Source organism: Archangium primigenium (assembly GCF_016904885.1).
Taxonomy (GTDB): Bacteria; Myxococcota; Myxococcia; order Myxococcales; family Myxococcaceae; genus Cystobacter; species Cystobacter primigenius.
In genome coordinates, this window is record NZ_JADWYI010000001.1 from 8421486 (window position 1) to 8443222 (window position 21737).

General features: G+C 71.2%; 14 protein-coding genes. 5 read left to right on the plus strand and 9 right to left on the minus strand.

What is annotated here, in order from left to right:
• The first annotated feature begins 2 nt into the window (after window positions 1-2).
• Window positions 3-839, plus strand: coding sequence for an LEA type 2 family protein (locus tag I3V78_RS34635; protein WP_204494551.1), 837 nt, complete (start codon window positions 3-5; stop codon window positions 837-839).
• Window positions 840-1532 carry a leucyl/phenylalanyl-tRNA--protein transferase gene (gene aat / locus I3V78_RS34640; protein WP_204494553.1) on the plus strand — a complete coding sequence of 231 codons (693 nt, stop codon included), beginning with the start codon at window positions 840-842 and terminating at the stop codon, window positions 1530-1532. It begins immediately after the preceding gene.
• Here aat and I3V78_RS34645 read toward each other — a convergent pair.
• The 3 genes from I3V78_RS34645 to glgX form a co-directional block, all read right to left on the minus strand.
• The gene (locus I3V78_RS34645; protein WP_204494556.1) at window positions 1529-3400 is read right to left on the minus strand and encodes an ATP-binding protein; all 1872 of its coding nucleotides are present in this window, start codon (window positions 3398-3400) and stop codon (window positions 1529-1531) included. The two genes, aat and I3V78_RS34645, sit on opposite strands and share 4 nt — an antisense overlap.
• A gap of 42 nt (window positions 3401-3442) precedes the next feature.
• On the minus strand, window positions 3443-4759 hold the full coding sequence (locus tag I3V78_RS34650) for a hybrid sensor histidine kinase/response regulator (protein WP_204494558.1): 1317 nt from the start codon (window positions 4757-4759) through the stop codon (window positions 3443-3445).
• 244 nt (window positions 4760-5003) lie between these two features.
• Window positions 5004-7136: a glycogen debranching protein GlgX gene (gene glgX, locus I3V78_RS34655; RefSeq protein WP_204494561.1), complete on the minus strand. Its 2133-nt coding sequence runs from the start codon at window positions 7134-7136 to the stop codon at window positions 5004-5006.
• Window positions 7137-7360: 224 nt separating this feature from the next.
• Here glgX and I3V78_RS34660 point away from each other — a divergent pair, with 224 nt between their 5' ends.
• The 3 genes from I3V78_RS34660 to I3V78_RS34670 all read left to right on the plus strand — a co-directional run bounded on the left by I3V78_RS34660 (window position 7361) and on the right by I3V78_RS34670 (window position 10725).
• Complete coding sequence (locus I3V78_RS34660) at window positions 7361-8026, plus strand: DUF4142 domain-containing protein (protein WP_204494563.1); 666 nt, start codon at window positions 7361-7363, stop codon at window positions 8024-8026.
• 190 nt (window positions 8027-8216) lie between these two features.
• Window positions 8217-8540, plus strand: a complete 324-nt coding sequence (locus tag I3V78_RS34665) for a hypothetical protein (protein WP_204494564.1) — start codon at window positions 8217-8219, stop codon at window positions 8538-8540.
• A 70-nt stretch (window positions 8541-8610) separates the two neighbouring features.
• Entirely contained in the window at window positions 8611-10725 is a 2115-nt protein-coding gene (locus I3V78_RS34670; RefSeq protein WP_204494565.1) for a monovalent cation:proton antiporter family protein, read from the plus strand.
• Window positions 10726-10753: 28 nt separating this feature from the next.
• On the opposite strand, the gene I3V78_RS34675 is transcribed toward I3V78_RS34670, so the two are convergent.
• The 6 genes from I3V78_RS34675 to I3V78_RS34700 all read right to left on the minus strand — a co-directional run bounded on the left by I3V78_RS34675 (window position 10754) and on the right by I3V78_RS34700 (window position 21701).
• The gene (locus I3V78_RS34675; protein ID WP_204494566.1) at window positions 10754-12865 is read right to left on the minus strand and encodes a glycosyltransferase family protein; all 2112 of its coding nucleotides are present in this window, start codon (window positions 12863-12865) and stop codon (window positions 10754-10756) included.
• 13 nt (window positions 12866-12878) lie between these two features.
• A complete protein-coding gene (locus tag I3V78_RS34680; protein WP_204494567.1) occupies window positions 12879-13634 on the minus strand; it encodes a glycosyltransferase in 756 nt (251 codons plus the stop codon).
• 89 nt (window positions 13635-13723) lie between these two features.
• Window positions 13724-15271 carry a reverse transcriptase family protein gene (locus I3V78_RS34685; RefSeq protein WP_204494568.1) on the minus strand — a complete coding sequence of 516 codons (1548 nt, stop codon included), beginning with the start codon at window positions 15269-15271 and terminating at the stop codon, window positions 13724-13726.
• 278 nt (window positions 15272-15549) lie between these two features.
• The gene (locus I3V78_RS40275) at window positions 15550-17196 is read right to left on the minus strand and encodes an SWIM zinc finger family protein (RefSeq protein ID WP_204494570.1); all 1647 of its coding nucleotides are present in this window, start codon (window positions 17194-17196) and stop codon (window positions 15550-15552) included.
• On the minus strand, window positions 17186-20275 hold the full coding sequence (locus I3V78_RS34695) for a WGR domain-containing protein (RefSeq protein ID WP_204494572.1): 3090 nt from the start codon (window positions 20273-20275) through the stop codon (window positions 17186-17188). Before I3V78_RS34695 ends, I3V78_RS40275 begins: the two co-directional genes overlap by 11 nt.
• A gap of 1 nt (window position 20276) precedes the next feature.
• Window positions 20277-21701, minus strand: coding sequence for a WGR domain-containing protein (locus I3V78_RS34700; protein ID WP_204494574.1), 1425 nt, complete (start codon window positions 21699-21701; stop codon window positions 20277-20279).
• Window positions 21702-21737 lie beyond the last annotated feature (36 nt).

The window sequence follows — 21737 nt, forward strand, 5'->3', positions numbered from 1 at the left end:
TCATGCGCTTCGCCCCGCGTGCCACCGTCCACCTCCTGACGCTCGCCGCCTGGCTCGTCGGGTGTGCCACCCCGCCCCCCCCCGTCCCCGTGGGGCCCGTCTCGCTCGCCGCCGAGGAGACGGCCGTGGGAGAGCAGGGGCTGGCCGACCTGGAGCTGCGCTACTCGGGCCAGCTCACCAGCCCCGGCCCCGCCGTGCTGGAGAAGGCCGACTACGAATTCGTGTCCGACGGGCAGGTGGTGGACCGGGGCACGGCGCCCCTCCAGGTGACGCTCGCCCCGGGCGCCGCCACGCCCTTCTCCTTCCCGGCGCGCGCCGCCTACGTGGACTCCGCCGAGGCGCTCGCGGCGCTCAGCCAGAAGGGCGGCTCGGTGCTCGTGGCCCTGCGCGGCACGCTCACGGTGCGCGCGGGCGGCGCCGTGCAGACCGTGCCCTTCGCCGCGTCCCGCCAGGTGCGCGGCCCCCGGCTGCCGCGGGTGAAGGTGGTGTCCGTGGAGGGCGCGCGCTACTCCAACGAGCAGGTGGACCTGGTGCTGCGCCTGGGCGTGGACAACCCCAACCCCTTCGCGCTGCGGCTGGACGGGCTGAGCTGGCGCTTGCGCATCCAGGGCCGGGAGCTGGGCCACGGCGTGCGCGCCGAGCACGACACCGTGGACGCGGCGGCCACCGGGGTGTATCCCGTGGAGTTGGCGGTGACGAAGGAGACGTGGGGCAAGGACGTGCGGGCGCTCATCGCCAAGGGGACGCTGCCGTACGAGGTCGCGGGCGAGCTCACGGGCCCGCGCGTGCGCATCCCCTACTCGTTGTCGGGAGACGTGAAGCTCAACGTGTCGCGGTAAGTGCCCATCTACCTGCTCGGAGACGACCCGGAGCTGTTCCCTCCTCCGGAGCGCGCGGACCGCTCCGGCCTGCTCGCCGTGGGCGGAGACTTGAGCCCCGAGCGGCTGCTCGCCGCGTACTCCCGCGGCATCTTCCCCTGGTACAACCCGGGCCAGCCCGTGCTGTGGCACTCGCCCGACCCGCGCTTCGTGCTGGAGCCCGCGAAGCTGCACGTGGGCCGCTCGCTGCGCAAGGCGCTCAACGCCCGCGTCTACGACGTGCGCTGGGACACCGCCTTCGCCGACGTCATCACCGCCTGCGCCCAGGTGCCCCGGCCCGGCCAGGACGGCACGTGGATCACCGACGACATGCGCGCGGCCTACATCGAGCTGCACGCGCGCGGCTACGCGCACTCGGTGGAGGCCTGGTCCGGCGGCACGCTCGTGGGCGGCTTCTACGGCGTGTCGCTCGGGGCGGCCTTCTTCGGCGAGAGCATGTTCGCCCACGCGCCGGACGCCTCCAAGGTCGCCTTCGCCACGGCCGTCACGCGCTTTCAGGCCTGGGGCTTCCACTTCATCGACTGCCAGGTGGAGACCGAGCACCTGGCGCGCTTTGGCGCCCAGCACTGGCCGCGCCGGCACTTCCTCCAGGCGCTCGCCGTGGCGCTCGGCGAGCCCACGCGCCGCGGGCCCTGGACTTCGGATTTGGACTAGGCGCGCGGGCCGGACATGTCCGGCGCCACCAGGGGCAGCTCCAGGGTGAAGGTGGCGCCGTGGGAGCGGCCCTCGCTCGCTCCGGACAACTGGCCCCCCATCTCCCGGGCCGCCAGGGCGCTGATGTGCAGCCCGAAGCCATGCCCGTCGCGCTTGGTGGTGAAGCCCTGGGTGAACAGGCGGTGGAGCGTCTCCGGCGCGATGCCCACCCCGTTGTCGCTCACGGAGATGTTCAACCGGGCCCCGGCGCGCGCCACCTTCAAGGTGAGCTGCCGGTCCTCCCCCGTGCGCTCCAACAGGGCGTGGCGCGCGTTGCTCAAGAGGTTCACCAGGATTTGCAGCAGCTTGTGCCGGTCCACCAGCACCGTCGGCACGGCGCTCGCGTAGTCGCGCTTGAGCACGATGCCCAGGCGCTCGAAGGACACGGCGTGCAGCCGCAGGGCGTCGTCGATGAGCGAGGGCACGGCCACGTGCTCCAGCACCCCACTGATGCGCGCGTGGCGCTGCTGCATGCTCACCACGGACTTGATGTGGTCCACGCTCTCGCTCAGCCGCCGCATCTCCTCCATCACCGTGGCGCGCTCCTGGGACAATTGCAGCGCCAGGGCCTCCAGGTAGGAGGGCAGCTGCTGGCCCCGCGGGTCCTCGGTGAAGAAGGCGCACAGCCGCGAGGCGTTCTCGCGCAAGAGCGCCACGCAGCGCTCGAGCCCCGCGGCCCGCGTGGCGCGCAGCCGCTCCACCACCAGGTTCACCGACACGTTCACGCTGTTGAGCGTGTTGCCCACGTTGTGCAGCACCCCCGTGGCGATCTCCGCCATGCCCGCCTGCCGCGACACGTCCAGCAGGCTGCGGTGCATCTCGCCCAGCTTCGTCTCGGCCCGCTTGCGCTCGGTGATGTCGCGGCTGAAGAGCGTGAGGCCCACCACGCGCTCGCCCTCCCACACCGGCGTGAAGATGACGTCCACCGTGCGCCGGGCGCCCTGGATCTCCACGTCCATCTCGCCGCGCATGCGCTGGCCCGTCAGCGCCTGGGCACTGAGTTCCTTGACCCAGGCGCGCAAGGGCGGCGGACATTGATCCGGCACGGAGCTGCCCGGCCGGAGCGCGCCCCCCGTCACCTCGCGGAACAGGCCCTGGGCCGTCGTGTTGGCCATCACCAGGCACAGCCGCGCGTCCACCGACAGCACCGCGTCGTCCGAGCTCTCGAAGAGGCTCAGCAGCTTGCCCTCGCTCTCGCGCAGCGTGCGCAGCGCGTGCTCCAGCTCGCGCCGGGCCTCCTCGCTCGCGGTGCTGTGCAACCAGCTCAGCGCCCAGCCGAGCACGAGCGCCACGCAGCCCATGAAGTTGCCCCACCACGTCTCCGGATGGGAGAACAGGGGCCGCGTCAGGCCGAAGCCCGAGTGCACGAACTCGTGCAGGAAGCCGGCGTGGAACACGTGCAGCGCCGTGAAGGCGAACCCCGGGCGCGCGCCCAGCAGGTAGACGGCCAGCGCCGGCGCCAGCATGTTCGCCGCGTGGACCACCGCGCCGGGCTGCTCCACCGCCAGCGTCGCCAGGATGATCCCCGCCGACAGCGAGCCGCACAGCAAGAGCGCGGGCGTCTGGGACGAGCGCCCCCGGCGCGCGAGCACCAGGCTCGCCCCACCCAACAGCAGCCCGAGCCCCACGGCCAGCGCCTGCGAGGCCTGCCGCGAGGGAGGCAGCCGGAAAATCACCCCCAGGTAGATGAGGTCCAACAGCAGCACGAGGCTCGTGGCCCCCAGCACCACCCGGAAGCGCCGCAGCGCGTCCCCACGCAGCCCCCGCTCACGCGCGCGCAGGGCCTCATCCAGGCAGCGCAGCAGCCAGACACGCGGATTGCCTCTCATGGTTCGCCCATCCCCCCACCCGAAACGACTCGGACAGCGGACTCAGGCGTCCGTCGGGTGCGACAAAGCGTCCCCCAGGGCCTCGGGCAACACCACCCGAAAAAGGGTGCCCTGTTGAGGAGTGCTCTCTACCTGGATGTCCCCGCCCAGGCGCGTCACGATGCCATGGCAGATGGACAGCCCCAGGCCCGTGCCCGTGCCCACGGGCTTGGTCGTGAAGAAGGGCTCGAAGAGCCGGCCCAGGTTCTCCTTGGGGATGCCACAGCCGTTGTCCTGCACCTCCACGGCGACGCGATCCTCCCCCCAGCGCCGCAGCCCCACGCGCACCACGGGGTGCGGCCGGCCCTTCAAGGCATGCACCGCGTTGACGAGCAGGTTGAGGAACACCTGGCCCAGCGCGTGATCGCTGCCCAGCACCGCGGGCACCTCGTGGAAGTCGCGCTCCAGGCGGATGCCCGCGCGCAGGGACTCGGACACCATGGACAGCGCGTACTCCACCACCCGGTGCAGCTCCACGCGGTCGCGCGGCGGCTCGTCCACCCGGGCGAACACCCGCACGTCCTGCACGATGCGCGCGATGCGCTCGGCGCCCAGCAGCGCGTCCTGACACGCATCGCTCAGCTCGTCGCGCCGCCCCACCACCTCGTCCTGGCACGGCAGGCTCTTGAGCCCGTCGAGCACGTGGCGCAGGTTGGACATCACGTAGCTCAGCGGGTTGTTGACCTCGTGGGCCAGGCCCGCGGACATGCGCCCGAGCGCCTCCAGCTTCTGGGCATGGAGCAGCCGCGCGTTGGCCTCCGCCAGCGCCCGCGTGCGCTCGGCCACCATGAGCTCCAGGTCCTCCAGCCGCTGGTGGCTCGCGCGCAAGAGCTCCCACTTCTCGCACAGCGCGTGCGCCATCTGGCGCACCTCGATGCTGTCGAAGGGCTTGCGCAGGATGAGCAGCCGCTCGCTCGTCTCCAGGCGGCGCGCCAGCTCGTCCCAGGAGTAGTCCGAGTAGGCCGAGCAGAGCACCACTTGCAGGTCCATGGACTCGCGCCACATGCGCAGCGTCGTCTCCACGCCGTCCATGCCCGGGGGCATGCGGATGTCCACGAACGCCAGCGCGTAGGGACGCCCCGCGCGCACCGCCTCGCGCACGCGCCGCACGCCCTCCTCGCCGCCCGAGGCGAAGTCCAACTCGAAGAGGGTCGTGTCCGAGCGCACGCGCGCCGGCGCGCCGAAGAGCAAGGACTCCATCTCGTCCAGGTCCGCGCGATCATCCTCGGTGCGCGCCAGGATGCGCTGGAAGTCCTGCTGGATGGAGGGATTGTCGTCGACCACCAGGATGCGATGCCGCTCATCCGCGGAGGAACTCATGGTCGGGCCTTCCTGCCCCGCTACCGGGCAGTTCGATGATGACGTGTGCACGCAGGCCCCCATCCCTAACTCACCGTCACGGGAATGATGGAAACCGGACACCCTCCGGCTTCCCTTGCCCCGATTCTACGCCGGACACCCACCCAGGAGGACACTCCAAAAAGCCGTCACCCCCGTAAAACGCGGACACCCTCCACCCCGAAAGGGGGTGGAGGGTGTGGGTTCAGCGGGGCGGAGCGGCGCTTCAGTCCTGCTTGGCCTGGCGGAACACGGCGAAGGAGCGGCCCGTCAGCTCGAAGGGCCCCTCGGGCACGGGCGCGTCCGGCCCGAGCGCGTCATCCGCGGTGTACAGCTGCACCGTCCACCGGGTGCCCTCGGCGGGCGGCGGCACGGTGTAGCGCACGGGCTCGTGGTGCGCGTTGAGCAACACCAGGAGTGCATCCCCGATGATGCGCTGGCCGCGCTCGTCCATGGAGGGGATGGCGTCGCCGCCCAGGAGGAACGCCAGCGAGCGCACGAAGGGCTTCTGCCAGTCGCCGCCGTCCATCTCCCGGCCATCGGGCTTGAACCAGGTCAAGTCCTTGTGCTCGCTGTCCCAGATGTGCTCGCCCTGGAAGAAGCGGCGGCGCTGGAGCACGGGCTGGTGGTGGCGGAACTGGATGAGGCGGGCGGTGAAGTCCAGGAGGGACTGGCGCCGCTCGTCCAGGTTCCAGTCCACCCACGACAACTCGTTGTCCTGGCAGTAGGCGTTGTTGTTGCCTCCCTGGGTGCGGCCCATCTCGTCGCCGGCCACCAGCATGGGCACGCCCTGGGACAGGAAGAGCGTGGCGAGCAGGTTGCGCTTCTGGCGCTCGCGCAAGGAGACGATGTCCACGTTGTCCGTCTCGCCCTCCGCGCCGCAGTTCCACGCCTGGTTGTCGTCGGCGCCATCGCGGTTGCGCTCGCCGTTGGCGTCGTTGTGCTTGTGGCTGTAGGTGACCAGGTCGTGCAGGGTGAAGCCGTCGTGGGCGGTGATGAAGTTGATGCTCGCCTGGGGCCGGCGCCGCGCGCCCTGGAACATGTCCGAGGAGCCCGTGAGCCGGTGGCCCACCTCGGCCACCAGGTTCTCGTCCCCCTTCCAGTAGCGGCGCATGGCGTCGCGGTACTTGCCGTTCCACTCGCGCCAGGGCGCGGGGAAGTTGCCCACCTGGTAGCCCCCCATGCCCACGTCCCAGGGCTCCGCGATGAGCTTCACCCGGCTGAGCACCGGGTCCTGGTTGAGGATCTGGAAGAGGGCGGCGTTGGGCGAGTACTCGCCCTTGTTCTGCCGGCCCAGCACGCTCGCCAGGTCGAAGCGGAAGCCGTCCACGTGCATCTCCTCCACCCAGTAGCGGAGCGAGTCCACGATGAGCCGCGCGGCGGCGGGGTTGGAGGCGTTCACGCTGTTGCCGCACCCGGTGAAGTCCAGGTCGTAGCGCGCATCCGGCATGTGCCAGTAGTACGACGCGTTGTCGATGCCCTTGAGCGACAGCGTGGGCCCCAGGTGGTTGCCCTCGCAGGTGTGGTTGTACACGACGTCGAGGATGACCTCGATGCCCGCCGCGTGCAGCGCCTTCACCATGGACTTGAACTCGTTGACCACGGCGCCCGGCGTCTTGCGGCTCGCGTACTTCTGCTCCGGGGCGAAGAAGCACAGCGTGTTGTAGCCCCAGTAGTTGGACAGGCCCTTCTCGCCGAGGAAGGAGTCGTCCGCGTACTCGTGGATGGGCAGCAGCTCGATGGCGGTGATGCCCAGCTTCGTCAGGTGCTCGATGATGGCCGGATGGGCCAGGCCCGCGTAGGTGCCGCGCAGGTTCTCGGGCACCTTGGGGTGGCGCATGGTGAGCCCCTTGACGTGGGCCTCGTAGATGACCGTCTTGCGCCAGGGCACGTTGGGCGAGCGGTCATTGCCCCAGTCGAAGAAGTCGCTGACCACCACGCACTTGGGCATGCCCGCGGCGCTGTCCTGCTCGTCGCGCATCAGGTCCTGCTGCTCGTGCCCCAGCGGATAGCCGAAGACGGGCGTGGACCAGTCCACCTCGCCCACCAGGGCCTTGGCGTAGGGGTCCACCAGGAGCTTGTGGGGGTTGCACCGATGGCCATGTTGCGGCTCGTACGGCCCATGCACCCGCAGGCCATAGAGCGTGCCCGGCTCCATGCCGGGCACATACCCGTGGAACACACAGTCCGTGGTCGCCGCCAGGTCGAAACGCTCGATTTCCTGAGAGGGATTCCGCGGGTCGAACAGACACACCTCGATGCGGGTGGCCACCTGCGAGTACACCGCGAAGTTGACTCCAGCCCCGTCGAACGTCGCCCCCCTGGGATACGGATTGCCCGGCCACACTTCCCTCGTCATACGCTCCGACATCCTTTCCAACGTGTTGCCATTGAAGATGTACGAGCGGAATGGAAACCGCATCAACGCTTCGCACGGGGGGACAGCCAACCGTCCGCCATCCATCAGAGGGGAGGGCGAGCGTGTGCTAACGCACGCTCGTGACCGCGGGACGATGGAACCGCAAGTGATTCTCGGCATTGTGCGCGCGCATTCCTTTTCAACGTAAACAGGAGCGACACCAAATGAAGCGGATGATTCAGGGGTTCGTGGTGGCCGGAGCGCTGGCGGTGAGCGGCGGGGCCATGGCGGCGGACAAGGCGGGGACCGCGGACGTGAAGGGCTTCGTCGTGCCCGCGGATGCCAAGGGGATGCTCGAGCGGCTGCACTACGCCAACCAGGATGAGATCAAGCAGGGCCAGCTCGCCCAGCAGGTGTCCCAGAACCCGGACGTGAAGATGTTCGCCGAGCAGATGGTGCGTCAGCACACCGACGCGGACCAGAAGGTCCAGGCGCTCGCGCAGACCAAGAAGCTCAAGCTGGCGGACATGCCCAAGCCGCTCAACGACGCGGAGAAGAAGTGCCTGGCGGCGGACAAGGCCACGATGGAGAAGCTCAAGGCGCTCAAGGGCGAGGCGTTCGACGGCGCCTACCTGTCGGCGCAGCTGGGCGCCCACGACGACGTGCTCGGCAAGCTGGCCGCGGGCAAGCAGGCAGCCGCGGGTGACGCGGAGCTGTCCGCGCTGGTGGACGAGCTCTCCCAGAGCGTGGCCCAGCACCGTCAGCACGTCTACGCGCTGCTCGGCAAGCTGAGCCCGCAGGGCGCGGGCGCCGCCATGGCCCCGACCATGGGCGGCACCACCGGCGCCCCGGCCGCTCCGGCCCCCGCTCCGGCCCAGCCCAAGAAGTAGCGCCGACGACGCGTCGCGTGGGCGCGGTGCCATTGTCTGCTGCATTCCCGGCACGAGGGGTGTACAGACAAGGGCACCGCCCATGAAGACGCTCCTTTGCTCCCCTCGCCGCGAACGCACCGTCGCGCGAGGCAGGGCCCTGGCGGCAGTGGCCTGCGCCCTGCTCCTGGTCCTCCTCGTCGGGGAGCGTGTGTCGACCGAGCCGGGACGGCGGCCCGTCGTCACCCGGCGGCTCGTGCACCCGACGGTGCGCGCCGGGACCCAGGAGCGGCTGCGCCGGGCGCCGGAAGCCCCGTCGGGCACCGAGGGCGTGTTCGGCTGCCTCGCCGAGTCCCCCGCGTCCGACTCCCGCCTCGATCCCCGGCACTGGCCCGCGATCGCGCCGGAGCACAAGCCCAGTGCCCGGAGGCTGGGGCTCGCCCCGCACGCCGCCTCCGCGCCCCCGGAGGACCGGCGGCCAGACCGTCCCGACATCGCCAACTGCCCGCCGCAGGGACCACCCCGCCACGCGTGAGCCCCGGCTCACGGTCCAGCGACACGGTGTCCTCTCGGTTGGCTTCTTTCGTTCAGCGGGTGATTCGGCGATGCACGATGCTCACAACTTCCTCCAGGCCCTGGCGACCGTCCTCTGTGTCGCGGCCCTGACATCCATCCTCTTCCAGCGGCTGCGCCAGCCGGTGGTGCTCGGCTACATCATCGCGGGCCTCATCATGGGCCCGCACGTGCCCATTCCCCTGGTGGCCGATCCCGGCATCGTCCAGACCCTGTCCGAGTTGGGCGTCATCCTGCTCATGTTCTCGCTCGGGCTGGAGTTCAGCCTGCGCAAGCTGCTGGCCGTGGGCTCCACCGCGGGCATCACCGCCGCCATCCAGTGCAGCCTGATGATCTGGCTGGGCTTCGTGGTGGGCCGGGCCTTCGGGTGGACGGCCAAGGAGAGCATCTTCACGGGCGCCATCATCGCCATCTCCAGCACCACCATCATCGCCAAGGCCTTCGACGAGCAGGGCATCAAGGGCAAGCTGCGCGAGGTCGTGGTGGGCATCCTCATCGTGGAGGATCTCATCGCCATCCTGCTCATGGCGACGCTCACGGCCGTGTCCACGGGCGCGGGCCTGTCCGCGGGCCAGCTCACGCTGACGGTGGGCCGGCTGGCGCTCTTCCTGGTGGGCCTGGTGGTGGGCGGCCTGTTCATCATCCCGCGCACGGTGCGCGCGGTGCACCGGCTCAACCGCCCGGAGACGCTGCTGGTCACGAGCATCGGCATCTGCTTCGCCGTCGCGCTGCTGGCGCAGAGCTTCGGCTACTCGGTGGCGCTCGGCGCGTTCCTGGCCGGCTCGCTCGTGGCCGAGTCCGGCGAGGAGAAGGAGATCGAGCACCTGGTGCAGCCGGTGCGCGACATCTTCGCCGCCATCTTCTTCGTGTCGGTGGGCATGCTCATCGACCCGGGGCTCATCGCCGAGCACTGGGCGGCGGTGGTGGTGCTCACGCTGGTGGTCATCGTCGGCAAGCTCGTGGGCGTGTCGCTCGGCGTGTTCCTCACGGGCAACGGCACGCGCATGGCGGTGCAGTCCGGCCTGAGCCTGGCGCAGATCGGCGAGTTCTCCTTCATCATCGCGGGCCTGGGCCTCACGCTCAACGCCACGGGGGACTTCCTCTACCCGGTGGCGGTGGCGGTGTCCGCCATCACCACGCTCACCACGCCCTTCCTCATCCGCGCCTCGGGGCCGGCGGCCAACTTCGTGGACGCCGCGCTGCCCAAGCCGCTGCAGACCTTCGCCTCGCTCTACGGCAGCTGGGTGGAGGAGATGCGCAAGGCGCCCCCCCGGCAGACGGCGGGGGCGGGCTCGAAGATCCGCGGCAAGGTGCGCCTGTTGGTGCTCGACGCGGCGCTCATCGCCGCCATCATCATCGGCACGTCCCTGTTCCTCAAGCGCATCACCGCGGAGCTGGAGACGCGCAGCGGCCTGGGCGCCGCGGTGGTGCAGCCCCTGGCCATCGGCCTGGCCGGCGCGCTCGCCGCGCCCTTCCTCGTGGGCGTGGTGCGGCAGGCGCGCTCGCTGGGCAACCTGCTCGCGGAGGCGGCCTTCCCCGCGGCCTCGGGCCGGTTGGATCGGGCGGCCGCGCCCCGGCGCGCGCTCGTGGTGACCCTGCAGCTGGCGAGCGTGCTCGCGGTGGGCGCGCCCCTGGTGGCCATCACCCAGCCCTTCGTGCCGGGCTTCCTCGGCGCCGGCCTGCTGCTCGTGCTGCTCGCCGTGCTGGGGGTGGGCTTCTGGCGCAGCGCCACCAACCTGCAGGGCCACGTGCGCGCGGGCTCCCAGGTCATCGTCGAGGCGCTGCGGGCCCAGTCCCGCGTCAAGCCCGAGGCGGCGGACGGGCACGTCGACCACAACCACAGCCTGGACACCCTGCGCGCCATCCTGCCCGGTCTGGGCGAGCCCACCCCGGTGCGGCTCGAGGCGTCGAGCCCCGCCGTGGGCCGCACGCTCGCGGAGCTCAACCTGCGCGGCATGACGGGCGCCACGGTGCTCGCCATCCGGCGCGGCGAGGACAAGGTGGTCGTCCCCACCGCGGACGAGCAGCTCCAGGCGGGCGACGTGCTCGCGCTGGCGGGCACCCACGAGGCCATCGACTCGGCGCGCGCCGTGCTCTCCGGCCAGCCGCCCTCCGAGCCGCCCTCCGGCGAGCCCGTCCCCGCCTGACGTTCCGCGAGGGCGTCCGCCCCCGGCGTCAGGCGCTCGCCGGGGCGTCCGGCGCCCCCGCCGGGGGCAGCGCGGGGGGAGCATCCTGGCGGCGCCGACGGGCCCGCCAGGCGAGCACGCCCACCCACCCGAGCCACACCGCCAGGGACACGAGGCTCACGGTGAGCCCCACCCCGAAGGTGCGGGGCGCGAAGGAGGTGCGCAGCTCATGCGTGCCCGCGGGCAGCTCGAGCGCCCGCAGTCCGCCGGCCACATCCAGCAGGGGTTGCCGCGCGCCCCCATCCACCGACACCCGCCAGCCCGGGAAGTAGATCTCGTTGAACACCACCCGGCTCGGCTCGGCGAGCACCAGGCGGTAGTCCACGCGGTTGGGCTCGTAGCGCGTGATCTCGAAGTCCACGGGCTTGAGGGCGGCCTGGAACGCCGCGGCGTTCTCGGGCTGGGCGCCGGGCGGCAGCGCCACCACACGCGCGCCCGTGCGCAGCCAGTCCGTGAAGCCCCGCTTCTCCAGCTCCACCCAGCGGCCCAGGCGCATCGGGTTGTAGTCCGAGAGCATGAAGCGCTTCTCCACGAAGCCCCACTGCGACTGCTCGGACATGGGGTTGCCGTCGTACTCCCGGGGCACGTTGACGCCCTCCAGGGTGAAGCGCCGCTGGTGCCGCGCCGTCATGAGGGCGTAGGCCTCGGGCTTGATGGGGTGCGCGATGGCGAAGGTGTTGGACAGCACGCCCGTGCCCAGCTCGAGCGAGAGCAGCACCGCCAGGGACAGGCTCGTCGTGAACGCGGCCGGGCGCTCCAGCACGAGCAGGGCGCAGCCGACGAAGAGCAGCTCCGCCGAGGTGTAGAGGAGCACCGTCTCGTTGTAGGTCTCCGCGGGCATCAGGTCCTTGAGGAACACCAGGCCCACGAGCAGCAGCCCGAGCAGCACGACACAGGTGCGGCGCGCGAGCCGGAAGGCCTCGGCGTCCCCCGAGCGCAAGAGCTGCGCGCCCCCGCCCGCGAGCGTCACCGCCCCGAGCACCGCCAGCGCCCGGCTGTCGCTGGCCGGAAAGCGCGAGAGGTTGAAGGCGGGGATGCTCAGGTGCAGGAAGGCGCGGCCGAAGAACACCGCGCCGCAGGCCATGAGGAAGGCCCCCGAGGTGAGCACCACCAGCGGCCCCACGAAGCGACTGGGGCTGCGACGCACCGCCACCAGCGCCAGCACCAGCGCCAGCACGCCGAAGTAGAGCCCGCGCATGGAGATGTCCGTCGACGAGCCCGGCAGGGGCGAGACGGTCATGAACTGGAAGAGCACCCCCCAGAGGTCCTTGAAGGTGATGTTGCCGTGCTGCGCGAGCACCTGCTCGGCCGGCATGGGCTTGCCGCGGGTGAACTCCCCGCTGTGCAGGCCGATGGGCAGCCAGTGCACGGCCGCCAGGCCCACGCCCAGCGCCCACGCGGCCACCACGCTCCCCCACAGGCGCAGCCGCTCCCGCGCCGGCTCGCCCCACCGCGCGTGCAGCTCGAAGAGCGTGTACGCCCCCACCCACAGCAGCGTCATGAGGATGATGGTGGGGTAGCCCGAGGTGATGAGGAAGTAGATGAAGAAGGCCAGCAGCGGCAGGGCCCAGCGCTTGCCCCGGCGCACCGCCAGGACGCTCGTCCAGAACAGCCACGGCATGAGCACGTAGGTGTTCGTCGTCGTCATGTGCTCGAGGTTGCCGTAGACGGCGCTCGTCAGGGAGAAGGCCAATCCCGACACCACGCCCGCCGCGCGGCCGCGCCACAGCTCCACGGACAGCAGGTAGGCCCCTACCCCGCCCATGAAGAGCATCGCCAGGGTGTGCAGTTGCACCGAGCGCTGCGTGTAGCCGAAGAGCAGCGACACGAGCAGCGTGACGGGCGAGTAGAGCTGGCTCTGGGGATTGATGAAGAAGGGACTGCCAGCGCCCACGTAGGGCACCCACAGCGGGAACTTGCCCGCCTGGAAGGTGTCCCCGATGTACACCTGCCAGGGATAGCACTGGCTCATGAAGTCCCAGGGGATGAGCCCGAAGGGCGTGCCATCCGGCGCCTGGAAGATGAGCCGCGCGAAGGCGGCCACGAACACGACGGCCATGCCCAGCAGGGCCACGGCGTGACGGACAAACGGTTTCGACATGGGTTTTCCGGGCCTACGGCACGCGCTTGAGGGCCTGCAGCCGCAGGGAAATCTTCATCAGGTCCAGGCCCATCTTCGGCACGTCCCAGAACGTCAGCCGGGACTGGGCGATGTCCTGCCAGGTCTGCAGCGGCACCTCCACGAAGTCCTGGGGCGACAGGCCGGGCAGTCCCGGACGGTCCACCATCAGGCGCCCGATGAGCTCCACGTCGAAGGCCCACCGGCTGGAGAAGGGCGTGGCGAGCACGGCGCGCAGCCGCTCCGAGCGGCGGAAGGCCTTGGCGCCACACTGGGTGTCGTAGACCCGGAGCGAGAGGATGAGCGAGGCGAAGGTGGCGAACACGCGGCCCATGTAGTGGCGCTTCGCGCTGCGCTCGATGTGCGTGCCCAACAGGGCCACGCGCGCGCCCATGACGACCGCCACGTCCCGCGCCTCGAGGACCTCCAACAGGCGCGCCATCTCCTCGGGCGGCGTCGCCAGGTCCGCGTCCAGGTAGGCGATGCGCTCGGCCCCCGCGTCATAGGCCGCCAGCATGCCCGCGCGCACCGCCTCCGCCTTGCCGCCGTTCCTCGGCTGGACGAGCACGCGCGCCTGACCCGGAAGACGCGCGCACAGGTCCGAGAGGACCGCCTGGGTGTCATCGGTGGAGCCGTCGTCCACGAAAATCAGATGCACGTTCGGGTACTGACGGAACTGCTCGAAGCCCGTCAACGAGAGCCTGCGCGCCTCGTTGTAACAGGGAACCACCACCACGGATGAAGCCTTCACGGCGCGAGCCCTCCCACTGAGCCATGTCCAGGGAGGCCCCTCCTAGTACGGCATGGCGCGCCGAGACAAGCCGGGCCCCGCGGGCGGACTCAGAACAGCTTCCACCACTTCTTCTTGGGCGCCTCGGGAGACGCGGGGGTCGGCTCCGTCGGAGGGGCAGGAGGGGGGGTGGGCTCGGGCGCCGGGGCCGCGGTGGCGGCCGGCGGAGGCGTCGGCGGCGCGGGAGGCGGACGGCGGCCATAGCGCCGCTCGAGCTCCCGGGCCTTGAGCTCGAGCGCCCGGCCCTTCAGCGGATCCACCATGGCCACGAAGTGGGCGTAGCCCACCGCGGAGGAGAGCACGTCCGCGCCCGCGCCCCAGCGCTTGCCCTCGGGGCCCGTCTTGTCCAGTTGGTGCAGCAGGGCGCGGAAGCGCTTGAGGGTCTGGCGATCCACGCCGGGCTTGTCGTTCACGACGACGCCGGTCACCTCCTGCTGGCGACCCCGGCGCAGCACCCGGGTCTTGTCCGGGTGGGGCGTGAAGTCCTCCTGCTTCACGAGCCAGCGCACCCGCCGCAGCAGCGTGCCGGGATCATGGTGCCCGGGACCGGTGGCGGAGAACGTCAGGTCATCCGCGTAGCGGGTGTAGACGAAGCCGAGCGCGCGCGCGGTGCCCGTGAGCCGCGCGTCCAACCGGCGGCACAGCAGGTTGGTGATCGCGGGCGAGCTGGGCGCGCCCTGCGGCAGCCGCCGCGTGCCCTGGGAGACGTAGTAGCGCCGTCCATCCAGCTCCACCTCGTCCACGTCGGGCTCGGTGCACAGCAGCGCCAGCACCGTGGCGGTGGCCTCGCTGTAGCCCAGGTGCATGAAGGCGAACTTGACGCGCCGGTAGCCCACCGAGGGGAAGAAGTCCTTCAGGTCCAGGTTCACCACCACGGCGGCGCCCACGTGGGGCCGGGCGTTGGTGACGATGGAGCGTCCGGGGCGGAAGCCATGGGCGGCCTCGTGCACCGGCACCTTCTCCAGCACCTGCGTCAGCACCCAGGCCTGCGCCGCCTTGAGCCGAGGCAGGGGCGCGGAGATGAGCCGCGTGCCCCCCGTCTTCTTGGGCAGGAGGAAGCGCACGTAGTGGTGCGTGGTGGACGCGGTGCGCGTGAAGCACAGGGCGCGCAGTTGGCCCACGCGCAACCCCAGGGCCTCGGCGAGCGCCTCGGGGGACGTGAGCACCGGCAGGCCCAGCCGGGTGAGCCGCGCCTCGTCCGTCTCACGCGCGCTCAGTCCGCCAGACACGCCCCGGCCGAGGAAGAGCAGCTCCTTGCCCTTGCGCTCGCGCCACGCCGCCGCCTTGGCCACGCGCTCGCGCTCGCGCCGCTCCCGCGTCTCCTGCTGCTTGCGCTTGCTCTCCACGAGCCGCCGCTTGCGCAGCTCGCGCTTCATCGCCTCCAGGTTGCCCAGCCGGTGTTGCTCGGTGGTCAGGGCCCGGAGCTGGCCCATCAGGTCATTGCGCCGGTGGATGACCTCCGCGGGATCTCCCGGCTGCTCGGTGCGGGCCGGCCAGAAGCCCAGACGCACCATGTCCTCGAGGATGACTTCCTCGCGCGAGGTGGCGCGAATGCGGTCATACAGCTCTTGTCGCGTACGGGGAGGTTGGGAGGACATGGGCACTCACGCGCAAGGGAAGGGTTCGTCCACGCGGCGGTCCGGGAGCACCTTCGAACCGCTCTCGGGACTGGACCGTCTCAACTCCAGCGGGTCCCCCTCCCTGTGGCGCGCGGAACCGACGCGGTTGACACCGCCGCCGCTACAGGGAGGGAGGACCCGCACAGTGAAGAGCGGGCCAGTGATGCATGACAGGCCATGAGGCATGGACGGCGAAACACCGCCCGGATTGCAAGGAACAGCCCCCTGACCGCCGCGTGCGCGAACCCTTCCGTACGTCATGAGCGAGCCGCCCGTGCATTCCCGAGCCGCAACGCGAGCAGGTGCTCGCAGGGGCCCCGGAACAGCTTGTTCTGCTGGAAGAAATTGCACGTGCACTCGCCGAAAACCATACGCTGATCCGCGTCCAGTCGCAAAGAGGGACGAAGCACGTGCTTGCCTTCGCGCACCGTGCCCTCCAGCGTCAGCGAGCCGTCCGTGGCCGAGGGCTGGGCGCGCACCGTCACCGACCCCGCGTCCACGAAGCGCGTGGCGCTCGCCTCGCGCTCGTTGGAGAAGCGCAGCGCCTCCACGGGCAGGGGCTCGCGGCTCAACTCGCGCGCCCGGTACACGCCCTTGTTCAAGTCCCAGATGGCGCGTCCCGCCTGCGTCCACGCCGACAGCGCGCCGAGCACCGTGCCCCGCTCCAGCCCCAGCCGCGCGGCCAGGGCCTCCGGGGTGGCCAGCCACGTCTCCTTGAGCGCCCCGAAGACCCGGTCGCGCGTGAGCGCGTCCACCTGGCCCCGCGGCGCCATCAGGTCGAAGTTGCCCGCGGTGGACCAGTCATTGGCCGTCCACCCGGACAGGCCCAGGGTGAAGGACAGGTCGCCCAGGTCCGCCACGTAGAAGGACGGCAGGCCCGTGCCCAGCAGGTGCACGGTGAAGCGCCGCGCCACGGGGATGAGCCGCTCGAGCACGCCCAGGCGCCGTCGGCCCCACACGCGGATGTCGTGCGTGCCGGGGCCCTCGTACACCGAGCGGGGACACTCCACCCGGGTGCCCCACGGCTCCAGCACGAGCGTCACCGGCCGGCCCGGCGTGAGCAGGTAGCGCAGCGCGCGCGGCCCCTTCTTCTCCTTGTGGCGCTTGAGCACGAAGAGCAGGTTGTGCACGTCCATGGGGTGCAGGCTGAAGCGCACCGCGGGCAGCGCCATGGCCGAGTTGACCTGGAGGAAGCCCCGCACCCACGAGTCCGGCAGGTCGATCTTCACTTCCTTGTAGGCCGCGTCCCCGCCCGTCTGGGTGGTGAAGCCGCTCGGGTCCACCGTGAAGCGCGTCTGCTTGTAGGAGCGGATCTTCTGGAACTCGTCGTACAGCGGCGAGGAGTAGTCCACGTTGGTGGTGCCGCAGGAGAACTCGCCCACGTCCTGGAACACCTCGTAGCTGGCGCCCAGCCGCCCGTAGCTGGACTCGTCCTGGCTGAAGCACTCGAAGAAGGCCTCGTCCGGGTGCACGGTGATGACCGGATCCAACACGAACCACAGGTCCCGGTTCTTCTCGTACAGGTATTGGAAGTAGCGCTGGCGGGCCGCGTAGAACGGCTGCATGCGCGAGGCGCTCTCCTTCTCCAGCGCGTGCAGCTCCTCGCGCAGGACCTTGACCCGGCCGGCCACCTCGCGGCGCTGCCCGGCGATGGCCTCCAGGTCCACCTGCTCCTGCTGGGCGGCCCACGCCTTGTAGGCCGTCTTGTCCTTGGGCTTGAAGCGCAGGTCGGACACCACCACGTCGTGCAACGCGGAGATGGCCTCGCGGAAGGCCACGTTCTGGCGCAGCTGGCCCGAGAAGTAGGTGGGCGGCCGGGTGACGTCCGGGGAGAAGGACAGCTCCGTGCGATCCCCCTGGTTGTTCACCGCGGTGCTGCCCCGGTACGCGTAATCAAATTGCACGGCGGACCTCCACCGGACGGATGGAGAAGGGAACGCTCAGCGAGGGCTGGGCCTTGACGATGGCGAGCATCGCCTCGAGCGCCGCGGCGCGGTGCTCCACGGCGATGGTGGCGGACAGGCGGTGCAACACCTCCAGCGCCACGCGCCCCGAGGCCTCGCTCCCCGCGCCCTCGCGCTTGAGGAAGCCGAGCACGCGCTGGCGCGCCACCCGGCCCTTGTTCACCTGGCCCAGCACCCGGATGAAGAAGGGCGCGAGCCGGGCCACCCGCTCGGGATGGCCCAGGGCGAAACGATCCAGGTAGTTGGTGGCGAACAGCTGCACCTCGGGCATGGGGTGCTCGGACAGGCGCAGGAGCAGCTCGGGCCCCTCGTCCTCGCGGAAGGAGCGCGTGAGCAACTCCCGGCCAAACGCCTGCACGTCCTTGCGCACGCTGTCGGCCACCGAGACGAGCACCTCCAGGGTGAAGTCCTCCGGGGCGAAGCGCTCGCGGAAGTAGCGGAAGCCGAACTCCCGCGCATCCGTCCAGCGCGCGTCGAGCAGGCCCACCGCGGTGGACAGCTCGGCGCGCACCTCGGGGACATGGGCCTCCAGCCAGCGCCAGCCCCACGCACGCACCGCGCGCACCTCGTGGCCGGACAGCCGCACCACCCGCGCCACGTCCACCGTCAGCTCCGCGCCCCGGCGCTCCAGCAGCACTCCGCCCAGCGCCTGCGCGTCCCCATCCTCGGACTCGAGCAGCCGCCACGTCGTCTCCGCGGGCAGCCCGGCCAGCGCGGACGCCAGCTCCTCGGACAAGAGCGACACCACATGGCCCGGGACGCCCTCGGGCAGCCGGCGGCGCAGCAGGGCCGCCAGCAGCGACTCCACGAGCCGCGCGCCCGCCGCGGGACTCACCGCGCCCAACCGCGCGAGCAGGGGCCGCACCGCGGCGCGCACGTCCGCCACGCGGCTCGTCGCCAGGTGCGAGAGCAGCGACTCCTGGGCGAGCAGCGTGCTCTCCGACTCGGCGAGCCGCGCGAGCAGCCGCATGCCCATGGCCCGCAGGGGCGCATGCTCCGCCTGCACCAGGCGCAGGAGCAGCTCCTCCGGAAGGGGCTCGCCGCGCGGATCCCGACGCAGCAGGAGCTCGCCGCCCACCTCCTGCACCTGGGTCAGCGGATGGCCGAGCAGGTCGCGCACCACCTCCAGGCCCACCGGGCGCGGGGAGGCGTCCAACACGGCGAGCACCACGCGGCCCACGTCCACCGCGAGCGCCGGGTCCTCGCCCGACGGGAGCGCCAGCAGGGCCGCCACCAGCCGACCCACGAGCGTCTGGGCCGTCGCGGCCGGCAACACCGAGGCGCGCACGAGCTGGAAGGCATAGGCCCGGGTGTCCGCGAACGGCGCGGTGGCCAGACCCGCGAGGAAGCCCGTGTCCTCGAGCAGCGTGTGGCGCACCTCGTCCATCCACTGGAAGGCCTGCTGCCGGGCGGGCGCGTAGGCGGCGCGCGCCACCGCGAGCAGCAGCGCCCGGGGCTCGCGTCGCGCGTCCAGCCGCTTGGAGGCCAGCTCGAAGCCGAGGCGCGCCGTCGTCTCGTAGGGACGCCCGAGCAGCATGCTCAGCGCGTCCACGTCCAGCTCGGCGAGGAAGTCCGGGCAGGCGCGCAGGGCCCGCGTGGCGAACGTGTGCACCGGGGCGCAGCGGCTCTCGTCCAGCAGGTGCAGCAGGCCCTGCGGCGTGCGCTCCCACAGCCGCGGGAAGGCCTCCTCGCGCACGGACGGCACGGGGGAGCCCGGCGTCCACGAGGCCCGGCAGCGGAACATGAGCGAGTTCTCGACGGGCTCGTAGCGGGGGCTCTCGCGGTGGAGCACCTGGTTGAAGGCCCAGTAGGGCCACCACGCATCCCAGTGCCGCTGGTGGCGGCCCCACCCGGAGACGGAAGGCGCGTGCGCGTCCGAGTCCTGGAAGGCGAGCAACACCCCCACCGCCATGCGCACGTAGTCCGGGCTCTGCGCCTCGCCCAGCTCGCGCAGCGTGCGCCACACCCGGCGCCGCAGGTACAGGCGCGTCTCCCGACTGAAGGCCCGGACGTGCTGGCTGCCCAGGGAGCGCTCCTTCTCGTAGCGCCAGGCGATGAGGCCGAACACCTCGCCGTCCTTCCGGTACTCGGCCATCTTGAAGAGGTGGCGCAGCGTGCGCACCGTCCGCACCCGGAAGGGCAGCGTGCGCAGCGCCTTCAAGAAGGCGGGCCGGGCCAGCTCCGCGTCCACCCGGTAGAGCGCCTCGAGCACCTCGGGGGCATCGTCCGCGCCGGACGACAAGTGCGCCTCGAGCGCCTCGGCGAAGCCCGGGGCATCCTGCTTCTCGAGCCGCAGGCGCAGCGCCGCGGGCAGCTTCTGCTGCTCGTCCCGGCGGAACTCGGCCCGGGTGGCCTCGTCGGAGAGCTGGAGCAGCGCCTCGGTGGCCATGCGGCGCACCATGTCCGGCGTGGACGGGTCCGCGTAGAGCCGCCCGAGCGTGGAGACCGAGGCCTCGGAGCCCAGCCGGCCCAGGGCGGCGACGATGCAGTAGGCGCGCAGGGGCGTGGCGCGCTCCAACAGCGGCAACAGCAGGGGCTCGGCGGCGCGCACGCGCAGCTCCCCCAGGCTCCAGACGATGCGCTCGAGCGAGCGCGTCTTGGGCGCGCGCGTGCTGCTCCGGCGGAACCACCGGGACGCGGTGGACGCGGCGGGGGCGCTCGCCGCCCGTTGCAACTGCTCGAGCAGGACGCGCTCGCGAGGGTCCTCCCCGGGCGCGGGCGGCGGCCGGGGCGGCGGCGCGGCCGCGGGCGGACGGGGCTCGGACGTGCTCCCGGGCGCGCCCTCCGGCAGGTAGCCCGAGGTGACCTTGGACTGGACGAGCTTGTCGTAGACCTTGCGCGCCTCCGACTCGGAGACAGGCGCGGTGGTCTTCGAGCCCTCCTTGAGGCTCGTGCCCCGGCGGCCATAGCGGAAGTTGACCACGCACTGGCCCGGCGAGACCTCGAGCAGGTCCACCTCGTACACCTTGTCGCTCTTGCCTTCCTGGAAGAGCAGTCGCGCCTGCGCGAGCAGCTTCACGTCAGCCCACCAGCTTCCGGATGTCGCCCTGCGCCCGGTAGAAGCCGCCGCGGCCCGACTCGCGCACCGCCGCCACCACGTAGCGCGCGCCCGCCTGGCGGATGTCCTTGGGGAACTGCACGTGCCAGTCCGGACGGAAGCCGGGAGAGAGCACCCGCACGCGCACCTGGGCCCCGTCCTGGTAGCACTCCACGAGCACGCCCGAGCCCACCTCGCGGATGGTCTCCACCGTGGCCGAGGGCACGGCCGCCACCGGCTTGGGCGCCTGGACGGTGCGGGCCGTGGGCACCGAGCCGGACTGCGCGGACTGGATGGCCTTCTCGCTCGCGTCGATGCAGGCGAACGAGCCGTCCGTGGTCACCAGGTAGAGCCGGTCCTGGAAGAACTGCATGGAGTAGGCCGAGCCACACCCGGTGGCCAGCTTCCACAGCCGCTCGCCCTTGTGGTTGAAGCAGTAGACGCTGGACATGTTGTCGCCCGCGAAGACGTAGCGGCCGTCGTCCACCGCGGCGCAGGAGAACACCGAGGCGTCGCACTTCATGACGGGCCCCGGCTCCCCCTTCTTGGAGAAGCGGTGCACCACGCCCCGGTTGGTGCAGGCGTAGAGCGAGGACTCCTCCTGCCAGCCGAACTGCACGCCGCCCTGGGTGGCCTGGTGCCAGATCTCCCGCCCGTCCTCCCAGTCGTACATGGTCAGGCCGCGCGAGTGGCCGTGGTACATGCCCAGCTCATCGCAGCGCACCATCCACCCGCAGTCGCCGGTGCTCTGCTTCATCCACTGCGACTCGTCCTCGTGGTTGACGGCGGTGAGCTGGCCGCGACGGTCCGCCACGCCGAGCACCCCGTCCTTGATGTCCAGCCAGAAGATGTCCACGTCCTCGGAGATGGAGTACGCCACCCGCGCCACCTTGCCGCCCAGGTCGTAGACGTTGCCGTCGTCACACCCGGCGTAGAGCCACTGGTCATCGGCGACGATGCACTTGACGCCCTCGGGCAGGCGGTGCTGGGACAGGCTGTTGCCCTCGAGGTCCATCGAGTAGATGGAGCCGCCCTGGTTGCCCACCCAGCAGCGCTGGTCATCCACGAAGATGCCGAAGGCCTGGTCGCCGGACTTGAACTTCCAGAGCAGCGGGGCCTGGTTCGCGGTGGACTGACCGCTGGAGATCTCCCGGCGGGTGACGGTGCGCTTCTTGCGCTCGCCCATGACGGCGGGGGCATAGCCCTTGCGCGTCTTCTCGCGCAGCTTCTTCTGGGCCTCGGCGAGCGCCTTCTCGGGAGAGGCGAGCTCGGACACCTGGGTCTGGCCCTTGTCCCCGATGCGGCCGTAGCGCACGGTGAGCGTGCTGCCCGCGACCGTCACCTCGTAGAACTTGTGCGCGCTGCTGCCCTCTTCCGACAGCTCCAGGTACGTCCGTTCCTCGGCCATTCGCAGGTCTCCCCACCGACGCAGGACCCCCAGAGT